Below are 14436 nucleotides of genomic sequence, written 5' to 3'. Positions count from 1 at the left end.
CAGTGCGCGATCCTGCCCGCACCGGGGCAGGATCGCATGTCACGATATCGTCAGGCGTCGGTCCGATTGCGCCAGGGGAAGAGGTTGGCGGGGAAGTCGGCGGCCGGCTTGCGTGCACGATGCGGCGGAGGCGGCACCGGACGCGCGCCCGGATCGGCCGCGATCACCTTGCGGTAGAGATGCCAGGTGGCATGGCCGAGCACGGGGACCACCACGGCAAGGCCGAGGAAGGCCGGAATGGTGCCCAGCGCCAGCAGGACGGCCACGATCAGGCCCCAGGCCGCCATCGGCACCGGGTTCTTCGCGACGACGCGCAGTGACGTCACCATGGCCTCGAACGCGCCGGCATGGCGGTCAAGCATCAGCGGGAACGACACGGCGCTGATGCACAGCGCGGCAAGGGCGAACAGGAAGCCGGTGCCGCAGCCGACCACGATCAGCCACCAGCCTTGCCGGCTCGTGAGCACGCGCGTCAGAAAATCCGAGATCCCGGATGCGCCTTCATAGCCGAAAGCGGCGACATAAATTGCCTGCGCGGTCGCAACCCAGGTCACGAACAGGGCCAGCAGCAGCGCGCCGAGACCGAGCATGGCGCCGAACGAGGGCGAACGCAGCACCTCCATGGCGTCCCAGGCGCTGGCCTCCTCATGGCGCTCGCGCCGGCTGGAGAGCTCGTAGAGACCGAGAGCGGCGAACGGGCCGATTAGCGCGAAGCCTGCGGCCAGTGGGAACAACAACGGCAACACTGAATAGCCCATCACCACGCGGGCGAGCACGAGGCCCAGCACAGGATAGATCACGCAGAGGATGATGGCGTGGCTCGGCACCGCCTTGAAATCGTCCCAGCCGCGCTTGAGCGCATCCTGCAGATCGGAGAGTTGGATGGTTCGGATCACCGGTCCAGCCGCTTCGGCGGTCTGGGCCATGGACGGGACATTGCCCGGGTAGAGTGTGGCCATGGTCGCTAGCTCCCTTGCCATGCGGCCGCATCTGGCGCCAGCAACGGCGCAAGCGGCCGCTATTCTGAGTTTCGCGATCCCCAACCAGACGCGAATTCCGGATGGCATCGCGAACTGAACGTCAATCGTACGCCCATTTGCGAGTCCTGTCCCTCACGCTTGGGTGAGATTCGATGCCGCGGTGCAATCTCTACAGTGTCATTCGGTCGTTATTTCGCCGCAGATAAGCTGATGCTGCGTGCTTGTTCGCGGAACTTTGGCGGGCGCAACGACGCAACTTGGTCTATAAGTGCCACTCAAGGCCCTTCCAGCGGGTCCTTTTCGGGGAGCAGACATGAGCATTTTCGGGAAAATTATGGGCGCGATCTTCGGTAGCCAGCCAGCTTCCGCCGCGCCCGCAGGCAGCGCACCGTCGGGCAGCGCGCCCGCAGGGGCCGCGCCGAGCGGATCCGCGGCGACGGTGGACGTTGCCTCGATCGTCGACGCGGCGGCCGCTGCGCACAAGGGCGAAAAGCTGGAATGGCGCACCTCGATCGTCGATCTGATGAAGGCGCTCGACATCGATTCCAGCCTCGCTGCGCGCAAGGACCTCGCCAAGGAGCTCGGCTACAGCGGCGACACTAACGATTCCGCGACCATGAACGTCTGGCTGCACAAGCAGGTGATGTCCAAGCTCGCCGCCAATGGCGGCAAGCTGCCGCCGGAGATCAAGCACTGACCGATCGCCCGGTCGCAATCCAAGGGCCCGCGATCGCGCGGGCCCTTTTGCATTCAGGCGACGAGATCCGCATCTTCCGGATGCCTGTCGAGATAATCGACGACGAAACCGCAACCGGCAATCACCTTCCTGCCGTCGCGCCGGATCAATTCCAGCGCGCCCTTGACCAGCTCGGAGCCGATGCCGCGGCCGCGCAGCGCGCGCGGCGTCTCGGTGTGGGTGATGATCACCGCCGACGGCGTCAGCCGGTAATTGGCGAAGGCGATTTCGCTGCCGACATCGAGCTCGAAGCGGCTTCTGTCCTTGTTATCCCGTACCGACGGCGCCATGCAAAAATCCTTCCGACATGCTGCTTGCCTCTGATCTAGGCGCCTCAACCGGTCCTTGCCAAGGTGCGAGCAAGAGTGGTTGCCGCAGGGGAGATATCCGGAAACTGCGTGTCCCGCTCAGCCTGGAATTGAAGCCGGGCTTGCCGACGGTGCAGGAGTCGTTATGGAAGCTCGGGGCGTTGTAGCCCCCCGCCGCTTCTCGCAACGCCGGCGTTGGATCTCTTCCTAGGCCTGATCGCCCGGATGCTTCAATCGGTCGCCTTGGCGAGCCTGGAATCCTCCGGCTGCGCCTGCGGGCGCAGGCATCCCTGGCAGATGACGAGGGAACGGTTGACCATGGCGTCCCGTTCCTCCTCGATGCCATCCTTCGCCTGCCACCATTCCTTTGAATAGGGCTGAAGCGCGGCTTGCGACCTGTTGCGCTCGGATCGGGCCGCGCGCACTGGTTCTGAAGCAGCGCGCGGGTGATTGGGATTTTCGCCGGCGCCGTCCCAGGCATAGCGCGCGGGCTTGAAGGCAGGATCGGAGGCGAGGTGCGCTTGTGGGCCCACGGCACATCCGGCAAGCGCCAGCGATAACATGAGGAGGGCGGGCGCTTTGACCATGATGCGGCACTCTGTACGCGAGAACTGAGCGAGGTTGCGCCGATCATGTTTAAAATTTCCTGAACGGTTGGATGGGCTGCGCTGCGCCCGGCAACCTTGCAGGGCTCCTGGCGATGGCGATAAATGGGCTGCAATGAGCGGGCGGCTCGCGTGCCGTCCGCCGCCGAAGAGGAAGCCCGATGCAGCCCCTGCGCATGTCCCGCCGCGTCATGAATCTCGCTCACATGCTGACCCAGAATGCGCGGCGGCATGGGGCGCGTCCCGGTTTCGTCTGGGGCGACAGATCCTGGACCTGGCGCGAGATCGATGCGCAGGTCTCGGCACTGGCAGCCGCTCTCGCGGCGCGCGGGATCGCGAAGGGCGACCGCATCCTCGTTCATTCCAAGAACGGCGATGAGATGTTCTTCTCGATGTTCGCCGCGTTCCGGCTTGGCGCGGTCTGGGTACCCACCAATTTCCGCCTGATGCCGGACGAGGTCGCCTATCTCGCGCGGGCCTCCGGCGCGAAGGCGTTTCTGTGCCATGTCGATTTTCCCGAGCACGCCGCGGCCGTAAGCGGTGGCGCGCTGGAATTCACCTGGAGCATCGACGGTCGGGCGCCGTTTGCCGAGACGTCGGTTGCGGATGCCGTCGCGTCGCGCGCCGGCACGGTGGTCGAGAACGTCGCAGTCGAGCACGACGATCCCTGCTGGTTCTTCTTTACATCGGGCACCACCGGCCGCTCCAAGGCTGCGGTGCTCACCCACGGTCAGATGGGTTTTGTCGTCACCAACCATCTCGCCGATCTTACGCCCGGCGTCACCGAAGCAGATGCCTCGCTGGTGGTGGCGCCGCTGTCGCATGGCGCCGGCGTGCATCAGCTGGTGCAGACCGCGCGCGGCGTGTGCACCGTGCTGCTGCCGACGGAGAAATTCGACATTGACGAGGCGTTCCGCCTGATCGAGGCGCATCGCGTCAGCAATCTCTTCGTGGTGCCGACCATTCTGAAGATGATGGTCGAGCATCCCGCCGCCGACAAATACGATCATTCCTCGCTGCGCCATGTGATCTATGCGGGTGCGCCGATGTATCGCGAGGACCAGAAGGCTGCGCTGAGGAAGCTCGGCAAGGTGATCGTGCAGTATTTCGGCCTCGGCGAGGTGACCGGCAACATCACCGTGCTGCCGGCAGCGCTGCATGACCCCGAGGACGGGCCGCACGCGAAGATCGGCACCTGTGGCTTCGAGCGTACCGGCATGCAGGTCTCGATCCAGGACGACGAGGGCCGTGAACTCGGCGCCAACCAGAGCGGCGAGATCTGCGTAATCGGCCCCGCGGTGCTGGCCGGCTACTATGACAATCCCGAAGCCAATGCGAAGGCTTTCCGCAACGGCTGGTTCCGCACTGGCGATCTCGGCCACATGGACGAGGAGGGGTTCGTCTACATCACGGGACGAGCCTCCGACATGTACATCTCCGGCGGCTCCAACATCTATCCGCGCGAAATCGAGGAGAAGATTCTGACCCATCCTTGCGTCGGCGAGGTCGCGGTGCTCGGCGTACCCGATGCGACCTGGGGCGAGGTCGGCGTTGCCGTCTGCGTCGCCCGCGAAGGCGCGAAGCCGGTGAGCGAAGCGGAGATGGCGGCATTCCTCGGCCCCAAGGTCCCCCGCTACAAGATGCCGAAGCGGTTCTTCTTTTGGGAGGCCTTGCCGAAATCCGGCTACGGCAAGGTTCCCAAACGGATGGTTCGCGACGAGCTCGAGGCGCGCGGGCTGCTCGATCTCGACAAGACACGGGCGGGCTGAGCGAAGGTCATGCGCAGCATCAAGCAGCCCGGCGCGCCGGTCGCCGAGCGCATCCAATGGGCGGAGGCGAGGGGACGCGCTTTCTCCTTCACGCTTCAAGCAGGTCTGCCGCTGCTGGAGGCGGCGCGCCGCGGTTTCGCCGCGGAGGGATTCGCCGGCGGCGTGCTCAGCTTCGGGCGCGGCGCGCTCGGGCCGTTCGGCTATGTCATGCCGGCGCTGTCGAAGACCAGCGAGAACGCCGCGTTTTATAGCGACACATTCCGGCCAAGCGGCGTGACGCGCACCAGGCTCGGCAGCATGACGCTGGGCATGCGCGATGGCGCCCCGTTCTTTCATTGCCATGGGCTGTGGACGGAGGCTGATGGCCGCGCCGGTGGTGGCCACATGCTGCCGGACGTGACCGATGTCGCCGAGCCGTTCGAGGTCGAGGCCTTCGGCATCGATGGTGCGATGTTCGCCGCAGAGCCAGATCCCGAGACCAATTTCAAGCTGTTCGGGCCCGTGGCGGCTGCGAGCACCGGCGCACGCACGACCAGCCGCGCTTTCGCGCTGCGGCTGCGCCCCAATCAGGATTTCGCGGGCTGTCTCGAAGACTTCTGCCGCGCGCAAGGCATCGCGCGCGCGAGGATCCATGGCGGTGTCGGCTCGACCATTGGGGCGCGCTTCACCCATGGCGGCGTGACTGAGCCCTTCGCGACCGAGCTTGCGGTAACCGGCGGCGCGATTGCGGCCGGCTCCTCCGGCGCCCTCGAAGCCGCACTCGATGTCGCCCTGATCGACTACACTGGCGGCATAGCGGAGGGCCGTCTGATTCGTGGCGACAATCCCGTGCTGATGACCATGGAGCTGGTGCTCGAGGTGTTGGGCTAGTATCGGCGAGCGATCATCAGCGGGTGCGCAGCTTGGCGATGGCCAAGTATGTGGAGTCACTGATCCCCGAACTGGATCCCTGAAACAGGTTGAGCAGGGGGGATTGACCCTGGCCGGTGCTCTGGCTGTTTCTGATGTCATACATGGCGGAGAAACGGCTCAACAGCTTTGTCACCTTCGCGGGATCGGACAGATCCTTGATCTTCATGAATCTGTCTACGAACTTGGCCTGCTGATCGATCGGCATCGCCGCCATCGAGTCAGGCAAATCGAAAGTGGTCCTGAACACCTCCGAAAGAGCCTTGTCGGCAAGGATGTCGTATGCGGACGTGATGTCCCCCGCCTTTCGCTGGAAATAGAGCGCAAGGCGCACGCCGGGATTGGCATCGCCCTGCTGCTGCTCCAGGCTTTGCTCGACATAGTTCGCTTGTGTTTCCCGAAACTGATCCCGCTTCTGCGGACCCATCATCGGAAGACGCGCGACGTTGCCTTTACTGTCGAAATTGAACGACGCCACGATTTCGGCAAAGCGAGGATCGCTCTCGGTGTTCGCGAAGCTCTTTGGATCGTTCAGGTCGGAGCTGAAGATCTTCTTGAGAAATTCGGTGCTGACCTTCCTGGGATCCAGACCCTTGGCCAAGAGAATGAAATCGACCATCGGCCTGTTTGCGAGAAGATCGGAAACACTGTCGATGCCGGTGATGGCTTGCTGATATTCCGACGCATCCTTCGTGGCCTGTGCCCGAACGGCGGCCTGCTGCTGGGGCGTTGCCGTGCTGGCGCTCTTCACCGCTCCAATGACATAGTCCTTCGCGATCTGCAGGACTTCGGCCGGGTCCTGAGCCACCAAGGGGGTCGTCAGATTGCCTTTTGCGTCGAAGTTGAAGGCGCGGGCCAGCTCCAAATATCGATTGTCCTTGAGGGTATAGACGTAGCTCTTGGGGTCGTTGATGTCGCTTTCGAGCACAGCCTTGACAGTCGCCGGCGAGACGTTTGCGGGATCGAGGCCGACAGCTCCCAGCGCAAAATCATAAACGCCCGGTGTCGATACGAACGCCTGGACTGAATTGATCTTGAGAATGGCAGTTCTGAATTGCCTGATTGCAAAAGCTTCATTCAACGGGCTTGCCGCCGAATAGACGGCGGACTTGCTGTCGTCGAACTTCTGTTTCGTGATCGTGACATTTGCAGCAGTCTGCGCCGACACACCTGACGGAAGCGACCCGTCGGAGGAAAACTCGAACGCACCGGCCAGGTCGACGAACCCGCCAATCGTCCCTATCTGCTCGCTAAGGCTGGAAATGCTGCTCGCATATGACTCCAAATGATGCTTTTCGACCAGAATCTGGACGTTCAACTGGGTCACGTTCGCGCCCGGTTGCGATAGTTGGGCGGTGTAGTCGGCGATCCTTGAATTGGCCGCGGTGACATCCGATCGGGCCTGAGCAAGGTCGGCGTTGAGGCCACTTAGCTGAGAAGCGAAAGTGGTGTTGACGTAGCTGTTGGGATCGGATGGATCGCTGCGCAAGACCTGGCTTATGGTGTCACGCGACCACTTGCTTTGATCGATCCCGTACGCCGAATAGACATAGTTGCGAAGACGGTCGTTGTTCAGGAACTGGTTTGCACCGCTGATGTTACCGATTTCGGCGCTGTAGTAATTCGAATCGCCGGCAAGTGCATCGACCTGGCTTTTCCTGGTCGCCGTGTACAGACCAATCATCTCGTCGGTCTGGTTCTCCGATTGCGCCACCGGCGTGGCACTGCCATTGAAGGAAAACGCGGCGGCGAACTCACGGTAACGCTTGTCGACCAGCTTGTTGACAAAGCTGTTTGCGTCGGAGAGGTCGCTCTCCAGCACCTTTTTCATGAAGGCCTTGGCGTAGGCCATGTCTTCCAGGCCATACGCCTTCGTTGCATAATGATAAAGGCGATAGTCTTTCATGAAGTCGTCGACGGACTTCACCTTGCCGATGTGGGCTTTGTAATAGGCGGCCTCTCGCGCTACGTCCTGTTGCTGTTCGACCCGCGTCAGGGACTGCTTGAGATTGCGCGTGATGTAGCTGTAACTGAAATACGTTGATACCATCGCGCACTCCTACGGTCCCGGACGTCCGTCAATCATTGCGGGGTCGCGAGGTGGGGCTGGCCTCATGCCGGCAAACTGTCTCAGAGCCAGGTTCTCCAAGGCCATTTTCGGACCGCGATCCCAGATTCAAGTTTGCCCTCGCGAGGCATATCGGGTTTTGTTGCTGCATGTTTCTCAGATACAGCTTTCGTGAGGGTTGCGTTCCGGATATGTCCCGATCAAGAGATCGATCGGAATGGCTCTCGTCCCGAACGCGACGCAGCGCCATAGCGCGTCGAAGACGCGCGTAAACGCGCTTACGGCGGTGTGGCGTTGAGCCGGGATCCAGAAGCCGTGCATTCTGCCGCAGGATGGGTCACGGCTCTGGGGCGCATCGCCGAAGGGGCGCTGCGCCGCGTCCGGGGCACGAGAGCCCGAAGTCATCTGGCATTGCTATTCGCGTGATACGCGCGGTTTCGCATTCTCGCGGCCTGTGCGGCCCGAGCTTTGCGGCATTCTTTGCCCCCAAAATGCCGAGGGCGCAGGGAAGGCCGGGTGCCGGCTGGCACCCACGGTCCACTGTGCGAAGGTTGCGCTACGAGAGGCTGCACAGCGGCATACAGGTGAAGCCCAACACACGGCCTTCCCTGCGCAGTGGTTTTACGGCTTATGTCGTGATCTCCCCGGGGAGCGATGCACTATTGCCCCCGTCGCCTTGCGGATGGCTGACGCTGCGGCCCGGTCGGCCCGCACGCATCACCGCAAGACTTGGCGCACAGACCCCGGGCGCCAGGACCACACGATTTTGCCGTACGCAGGCTGCACCGGTCGTGTGCGCGACACTTTCGCTCACGGTTGCCCGCCCTGCGAAGCCTTCGCGCCGGTGTGGCCCACGTCCACCACGTCCCATCCCGCGTTCGTGACGATCGCGATCCGCCCCTCGGCCGGGTTGGGATGGCTCTTTATATGATAATCCGAAATGCGGATAAAGAGAAATATTTTTAAGCGCCGTGATTGACCCGCTTATTGGTGTTTTGCCCGCCGGGGCGGCAAGGGGTTGTGGGGCGCGCGAGCCCCGCCGCAACGCGGCCACGAACGGGTCTCCCCGCGGCCGCAAAATGCGCTACCATGATTCCAGCGCGCTTCAAGTCGCGCATGATCACCGACACGTATGAGGAAACGAGATGAGGGTGACGATTGGACGGCGCACGGTCCTGGCCGCGGTGCTGATTGCCGCGGGCGCGGTGGCTTTGACGGCGGCGTTTGGCCCGGTTTCGACATCGGCCTGGGCCCACGGGCCGACCCGTCAGAAGGTGCGCGAATCCATCGAGATCAACGCCGCCCCGGCCAAGGTGTGGGCCGCAATGGGCAATTTCCAGGACATGAGCTGGCTGCCACCTGTCACCAAGACCGAGGGCGAGAAGGGCAACGAGATCGGCGCGACGCGCAAGCTGACGCTGACGGGAGGCGCGACCGTCGACGAGGAGCTCTACAAGTTTGACGCCGCCGCGATGAGCTATTCCTACCGGATCACCAATGTGGACGTGAAGGTGCTGCCGGTCACCAATTATTCCTCGACATTGACGGTGACGCCGAGCGCTGACGGCAAGGGCTCGACGCTGGAATGGGCCGGCGCGTTCTATCGTGGCTTTCCCAACAACGAGCCGCCGCCGGAGCTGAGTGACGAGGCCGCGGTCAAGGCGGTGAAGGGGCTGTACCAGGCGGGCCTCGAGGCACTCAAGAAGAAGATCGAGAGCGGAAGCTGACGGTGCGGGCGCTGGTCCTGGCGGCGCTCGCCGCCAGCTTTTGCCTGGCCGGCATCGCGCATGTGTTCGCCGAAGAGGCATTCGTCACCAACCAGCTCAGCGACGATCTGATGGTCGTGGACCTCGCCACGGCGCGCAGCGTCGCGACCATCCCGATCGGCGGCAAGCCGGCCGGCGTCGCCGTCAGCGCGGACGGACGTTTTGCCTATGTCACGAGCCCGGATGCCAAAGCCGTGACGGTGGTGGACGCAGCAACGCGGCAGGTTGCGGCGCGGATCGAGGTCGGCGGCGGGCCGCTCGGCATTGCCGTCGCGCCGGATGGCCGCACCGTCTATGTCGCGGACTGGTATGCGGCGGCGGTGCGGGTGATCGACGCGGCCTCGCGCAGCGTCACGGCCAGCATTGCGGTCGGCGCCTCGCCATCGGGGCTCGCGGTAACGCCGGATGGCAAGCTGCTGCTCTCGGCCGACCGCGACGACGACAGTGTGTCGGTGGTCGACACCGCGACGCGCCAGCGCACGACGACCATCAAGGTCGGCACCCGTCCGTTCGGCGTCACCATCGATGCCGAGGGCAAGCGCGCCTACACCGCCAATGTCGGCTCCAACGACGTCTCCGTGATCGACATCGCCACTGGGGCCGAGACCGGCCGCGTGCAGGTCGGGATGCGCCCTTATGCGGTGGCGTTGGCGCAGGGCCGCGGCTTCGTCACCGATCAGTATGGCGGCACTGTCAGCGTGTTCGATCTGGCGACCTTGAAGCCGCTCAAGCGCATCAATGTCGGCGATTATCCCGAAGGCATTGCCGCGACTGCCGACGGCAAGCGCATTATCGTCGCCTGCTGGGAAAGCAACACGCTCGATATCATCGATGCGGTCGAGCTGAAGCTGATCGGCGAGGTCAATACCGGCGACGGCCCGCGCGCGTTTGGGGCATTCTTGCGCAGGACGGAGTAGGGGCGTGTAGCCCGCGTGAGCGGAGCGACATGCGGGACGGGGCTCTCCTCATCCACCGGCGTTCCCGGATATCGCTTCGCTCATCCGGGCTACGGCACCGGGGCACAGCGTCCATACAATCTCATCCATCTGATCAAACATGTGATCCGGCACCATCGCCCGCAGCGCCGCCGGCGCCGCATAACCCCAGCCCACCGCTCCGCAGGCAATTCCCACTGTCCGCGCCGCCTCGATGTCGCGCACTTCGTCGCCGATCGAGATGACCTTGCCCGGCTCCACGCCGGCGCGGCGGATGACCCGTCGGAACTTCGCGGGCTTGCCGAAAAGCGAGGCCGCGCAATCGAAATGGGCGAACAGCGTCGCGCAATCGCCGAGCTTCTCGCGCGCATTGGCTTCGCTGTCCGACGTCACCATCGCGAGCTGCACGCCACTCTCCGCCAGCGTCCGCAGCATTGTCTCGACCCCCGCAAACAGCGAAATCTCCGCTGCAGCCTCCGCCTTCAGTCGCCGCGCATGCCGCGCGATCGCCGGCAGCTTCCACAGCGGCACCTCGAGCCGGCTCAGAATCTCCCGCGAAGAAGCATGCCGCAGCCCCTCGATATCCTCGTCCGCGACGCGGCGGAAGCCGAAGCGATCGGCGACGTCGTTGATGGTGCGCAGGAACCACGGAAAGCTGTCGGCCAGCGTGCCGTCGAGATCAAAGATGGCGAGGGAGTAGGGCATGGAGACGAAGCTACACCGCTAGGCTTTCCACACGGTTTCCTCGGTCCATCCGAGTTGGTCGAATTCGGTGGCCCTGAGCGGCGCCTCTCCCTCGGCGAAGAACTCGTCAAGCTGAGGCGGCGCGACGCTCGTTTCGGACAGCATGGCGTGCGCTTGTCCGCGGTGATGAATTTGATGCTGGAACAGATGCATGAGCAGTCGGTCGCGGCGTTCGGCCTGGACCCGCGTGTCGCGGTTGATCCGCACAATGCCGTTGAGAATCTCGGGCGTCAGTGCATCGCACATGGCGATCAAGCGCTTGTCGATCGCGGCTTGCGCAGGCTTCAGCGCAGCAAGGGAAAGGTGCGGCACGTCGTTCTTCCAAGCTGCCGGTCCCAACCATCCGCCCTCCAGTGCATCGACATAGAAGAGGTCGATGACATGGATGTGGTTCAGCGTGCGTTGCAGGCTCGGAAAGAAGCCGGTCCGCTCGGCTTCGAAGTCGGCCTGAGACAGCGCCGCGCAAGCGGTGAGCAGCCGGTGGTTTGCCCAAGCATTATTGTGGGCGAACGCACGATAGGTTTGCACAAGTCCGGCAGGCAAACTCAGTCTCCCTCAGACAATGTGTCGGCCGCTCCCGCGGCGTAACCTACTCGGCCGCCTCGCTCGCCGCGCGTCTCCGCTTCGGCTTCCGAGCCTTCGCCAGCACCGGCGCCAGGAACTTCCCCGTATAGCTCCGCGGCGCTTTTGCGATGTCCTCTGGCGGGCCCCAGGCGACGATCTCGCCGCCGCCATCGCCGCCTTCGGGGCCGAGGTCGATGACCCAGTCGGCGGTCTTGATCACTTCGAGATTGTGCTCGATGACGACGACCGTGTTGCCCTGCGCGACCAGCTCGTGCAGCACCTCCAACAGCTTCTTGACGTCGTGGAAATGCAACCCGGTGGTCGGCTCGTCCAGGATGTAGAGCGTGCGGCCGGTGGCGCGCTTTGACAGCTCTTTTGCGAGCTTGACGCGCTGGGCTTCGCCGCCCGAGAGCGTCGTGGCCTGCTGGCCGACATGGATGTAGTCGAGGCCGACGCGATGCAGCGTCTGGAACGTCTCGCGTACACGTGGGACCGCCTTGAAGAACTCGGCCGCTTCCTCGACGGTCATGTCGAGCACGTCGGCGATGCTCTTGCCCTTGAATAGGACCTCCAGCGTCTCGCGGTTGTAGCGCTTGCCCTTGCAGACGTCGCAGGTGACGTAGACGTCGGGCAAGAAGTGCATCTCGATCTTGATGACGCCGTCGCCCTGGCAGGCCTCGCAGCGGCCGCCCTTGACGTTGAAGGAGAACCGGCCGGGCTCGTAGCCGCGCGCTTTCGACTCGGGCAGGCCGGCGAACCATTCGCGGATCGGCGTGAAGGCACCGGTATAGGTCGCGGGGTTGGAGCGCGGCGTGCGACCGATCGGCGACTGGTCGATGTCGATGATCTTGTCGATGTGCTCGAGGCCCTCGATGCGGTCGTGCGGCGCGGCGCCTTCGCTGGCATTGTTCAGCTTGCGGGCGATCGCCTTGTAGAGCGTGTCGATCAGCAGCGTCGATTTGCCGCCGCCGGAGACGCCGGTGACGCAGGTGAACAGGCCGAGCGGAATTTCGGCCGTAACGTTCTTGAGGTTATTGCCGCGCGCGTTGACCACCTTGATGGTGCGGCGATGGTTCGGCGGGCGCCGCTCGGGCACCTCGACCTCGAGCTCGCCGGTGAGATATTTGCCCGTCAGCGAGTTGGGGTTGCGCATGATCTCGGCGGGCGTGCCTTCGGCGATGATGTTGCCGCCATGCATGCCGGCGCCGGGGCCGATGTCGAGCACGTGGTCGGCGAGCAGGATCGCGTCCTCGTCGTGCTCGACCACGATCACGGTGTTGCCGAGGTCACGAAGTCTCTTGAGCGTGTCGAGCAGGCGCGCGTTGTCGCGCTGGTGCAAGCCGATCGAGGGCTCGTCGAGCACGTAGAGCACGCCTGTTAGCCCCGAGCCGATCTGCGAAGCCAGCCGGATGCGCTGGCTTTCGCCGCCGGAGAGCGTGCCGGAGGAGCGGGAGAGCGTGAGGTAGTTGAGGCCGACGTCGAGCAGGAAGGTGAGGCGCTCGCGGATCTCCTTGAGGATGCGGCCGGCGATCTCGTTCTGCTGGGTGTTCAGCGCCTCCGGCACGGTCTCGAACCACGCGCCGGCGCCCTTCACCGACATCTCGGAGATGTCGCCGATATGCTTGCCGCCGATCTTGACGCAAAGCGCCTCGGGCTTCAGCCGAAAGCCGTGGCACGCCTCGCAGGGCACGTCGTGGAAGTACTTCGCCAGCTCCTCACGCGCCCACTCGCTCTCGGTCTCGCGATAGCGGCGGTTGATGTTGGTGATGACGCCCTCGAACGGCTTCTTGGTGTCGTAGGAGCGGACGCCGTCCTCGTAGGAGAACTTGATCTCGTCCTCGCCGGAGCCATGGAGGATCGCGTTCTGCGTCTTCTTGGGCAGATCCTTCCATTTGGTGGTCAGCGTGAACTTGTAGTGCTTGCCGAGCGCAGTCAGCGTCTGAATGTAATAGGGCGACGAGGATTTGGCCCAGGGCGCGATTGCGCCCTTGCCAATGGCGAGCTCCTTGTCGGGAATGACGAGGTCTTCGTCGACATGCTGCTCGACGCCGAGGCCGCCGCACGCAGGACAGGCGCCATAGGGGTTGTTGAACGAGAACAGCCGGGGCTCGATCTCGGGGATGGTGAAGCCGGACACCGGGCAGGCGAACTTTTCCGAGAACAGCATGCGCTCGGGTCCGCTCTTGTCGTGGATCTTTGCGGTCTTCTTCTTCTCTTCCGCGGGTGCTGCCGCAGCCGGCGCATCCGCGAATTCGATGACGGCGAGGCCCTCGGCAAGTTTCAGCGCGGTCTCGAAACTTTCGGCGAGGCGCTGGCCGATGTCGGGGCGCACCACGATGCGATCGACGACGACGTCGATGTCGTGCGGGAATTTCTTGTCGAGAACAGGGGCTTCGGCGAGCTCGTGGAAGGCGCCGTCGATCTTGACGCGCTGAAAGCCCTTCTTGAGCCATTCGGCAAGCTCTTTGCGGTACTCGCCCTTGCGGCCGCGCACGACCGGCGCGAGCAGATAGAGGCGCGAGCCCTCGGGCAGCGCCAGCACGCGATCGACCATCTGCGAGACGATCTGGCTCTCGATCGGCAGGCCGGTGGCGGGCGAATAGGGCACGCCGACGCGCGCCCACAGCAGGCGCATGTAGTCGTAGATTTCGGTCACCGTGCCGACGGTGGAGCGCGGGTTCTTCGACGTCGTCTTCTGCTCGATCGAGATCGCCGGCGACAGGCCGTCGATCTGGTCGACGTCGGGCTTCTGCATCATCTCCAGGAACTGGCGGGCGTAGGCAGACAGCGATTCGACGTAGCGGCGCTGGCCTTCGGCGTAGATGGTGTCGAACGCGAGCGAGGATTTGCCGGAGCCCGACAGCCCCGTGAACACCACCAGCTTGTCGCGGGGAATCTCGACATCGACGTTCTTGAGATTGTGCTCGCGCGCGCCACGGATGGTAATTGCGCGCAGGTTTGATCCCACGTTCTGCTGTTGGCGCTTCGCCTTGATCACTTCATCCATCCGGGTTGCCCTCAAGGAATCCCAAAGGCGCGCGATCGCGCCAAC

12 protein-coding genes are annotated in these 14436 nt (G+C 63.9%); 5 read left to right on the top strand and 7 right to left on the bottom strand.

Annotation, left to right across the window (positions count from 1 at the left end; all coding sequences use genetic code 11):
• Window positions 1-50: 50 nt before the first annotated feature.
• Complete coding sequence (locus ACIPUD_RS20665; RefSeq protein WP_026233481.1) at window positions 51-959, bottom strand: DUF2189 domain-containing protein; 909 nt, start codon at window positions 957-959, stop codon at window positions 51-53.
• Between the two features lie 334 nt (window positions 960-1293).
• Between ACIPUD_RS20665 and ACIPUD_RS20660 the strand changes: the two genes are divergently transcribed.
• Complete coding sequence (locus ACIPUD_RS20660; protein ID WP_085384623.1) at window positions 1294-1677, top strand: DUF3597 domain-containing protein; 384 nt, start codon at window positions 1294-1296, stop codon at window positions 1675-1677.
• A gap of 53 nt (window positions 1678-1730) precedes the next feature.
• Here the strand turns inward: ACIPUD_RS20660 and ACIPUD_RS20655 are convergent, their stop codons facing one another.
• Window positions 1731-2006, bottom strand: coding sequence for a GNAT family N-acetyltransferase (locus ACIPUD_RS20655; RefSeq protein ID WP_018458006.1), 276 nt, complete (start codon window positions 2004-2006; stop codon window positions 1731-1733).
• Between the two features lie 248 nt (window positions 2007-2254).
• Window positions 2255-2611 (bottom strand): hypothetical protein, encoded by a 357-nt coding sequence (locus ACIPUD_RS20650; RefSeq protein WP_018458005.1) that lies wholly within the window; start codon window positions 2609-2611, stop codon window positions 2255-2257.
• Between the two features lie 179 nt (window positions 2612-2790).
• Between ACIPUD_RS20650 and ACIPUD_RS20645 the strand changes: the two genes are divergently transcribed.
• Both ACIPUD_RS20645 and ACIPUD_RS20640 read left to right on the top strand, forming a co-directional pair.
• On the top strand, window positions 2791-4398 hold the full coding sequence (locus tag ACIPUD_RS20645; protein ID WP_446481444.1) for an acyl-CoA synthetase: 1608 nt from the start codon (window positions 2791-2793) through the stop codon (window positions 4396-4398).
• Window positions 4399-4407: 9 nt separating this feature from the next.
• Window positions 4408-5268, top strand: a complete 861-nt coding sequence (locus tag ACIPUD_RS20640) for a PCC domain-containing protein (RefSeq protein ID WP_247401917.1) — start codon at window positions 4408-4410, stop codon at window positions 5266-5268.
• A gap of 16 nt (window positions 5269-5284) precedes the next feature.
• Here ACIPUD_RS20640 and ACIPUD_RS20635 read toward each other — a convergent pair whose 3' ends face one another.
• Window positions 5285-7357 (bottom strand): DUF1217 domain-containing protein, encoded by a 2073-nt coding sequence (locus tag ACIPUD_RS20635; RefSeq protein WP_446481443.1) that lies wholly within the window; start codon window positions 7355-7357, stop codon window positions 5285-5287.
• Between the two features lie 1163 nt (window positions 7358-8520).
• Between ACIPUD_RS20635 and ACIPUD_RS20630 the strand changes: the two genes are divergently transcribed.
• Both ACIPUD_RS20630 and ACIPUD_RS20625 read left to right on the top strand, forming a co-directional pair.
• Entirely contained in the window at window positions 8521-9102 is a 582-nt protein-coding gene (locus tag ACIPUD_RS20630; RefSeq protein WP_018458001.1) for an SRPBCC family protein, read from the top strand.
• A 2-nt stretch (window positions 9103-9104) separates the two neighbouring features.
• Window positions 9105-10058 (top strand): YVTN family beta-propeller repeat protein, encoded by a 954-nt coding sequence (locus ACIPUD_RS20625; protein WP_018458000.1) that lies wholly within the window; start codon window positions 9105-9107, stop codon window positions 10056-10058.
• Between the two features lie 48 nt (window positions 10059-10106).
• Here ACIPUD_RS20625 and ACIPUD_RS20620 read toward each other — a convergent pair whose 3' ends face one another.
• The 3 genes from ACIPUD_RS20620 to uvrA are packed head-to-tail and all read right to left on the bottom strand — an operon-like array spanning window position 10107 to window position 14391.
• Window positions 10107-10781 carry an HAD family hydrolase gene (locus ACIPUD_RS20620; RefSeq protein WP_018457999.1) on the bottom strand — a complete coding sequence of 225 codons (675 nt, stop codon included), beginning with the start codon at window positions 10779-10781 and terminating at the stop codon, window positions 10107-10109.
• 18 nt (window positions 10782-10799) lie between these two features.
• On the bottom strand, window positions 10800-11363 hold the full coding sequence (locus tag ACIPUD_RS20615) for a DinB family protein (protein ID WP_026233478.1): 564 nt from the start codon (window positions 11361-11363) through the stop codon (window positions 10800-10802).
• A 46-nt stretch (window positions 11364-11409) separates the two neighbouring features.
• Window positions 11410-14391, bottom strand: a complete 2982-nt coding sequence (uvrA, locus tag ACIPUD_RS20610) for an excinuclease ABC subunit UvrA (RefSeq protein ID WP_018457997.1) — start codon at window positions 14389-14391, stop codon at window positions 11410-11412.
• Window positions 14392-14436: the final 45 nt, after the last annotated feature.

The sequence above is a fragment of the Bradyrhizobium sp. CAR08 genome, from assembly GCF_052871955.1.
Note: the sequence above shows the minus strand (reverse complement) of the source record. Positions and strands in the feature narration are given on the sequence as shown.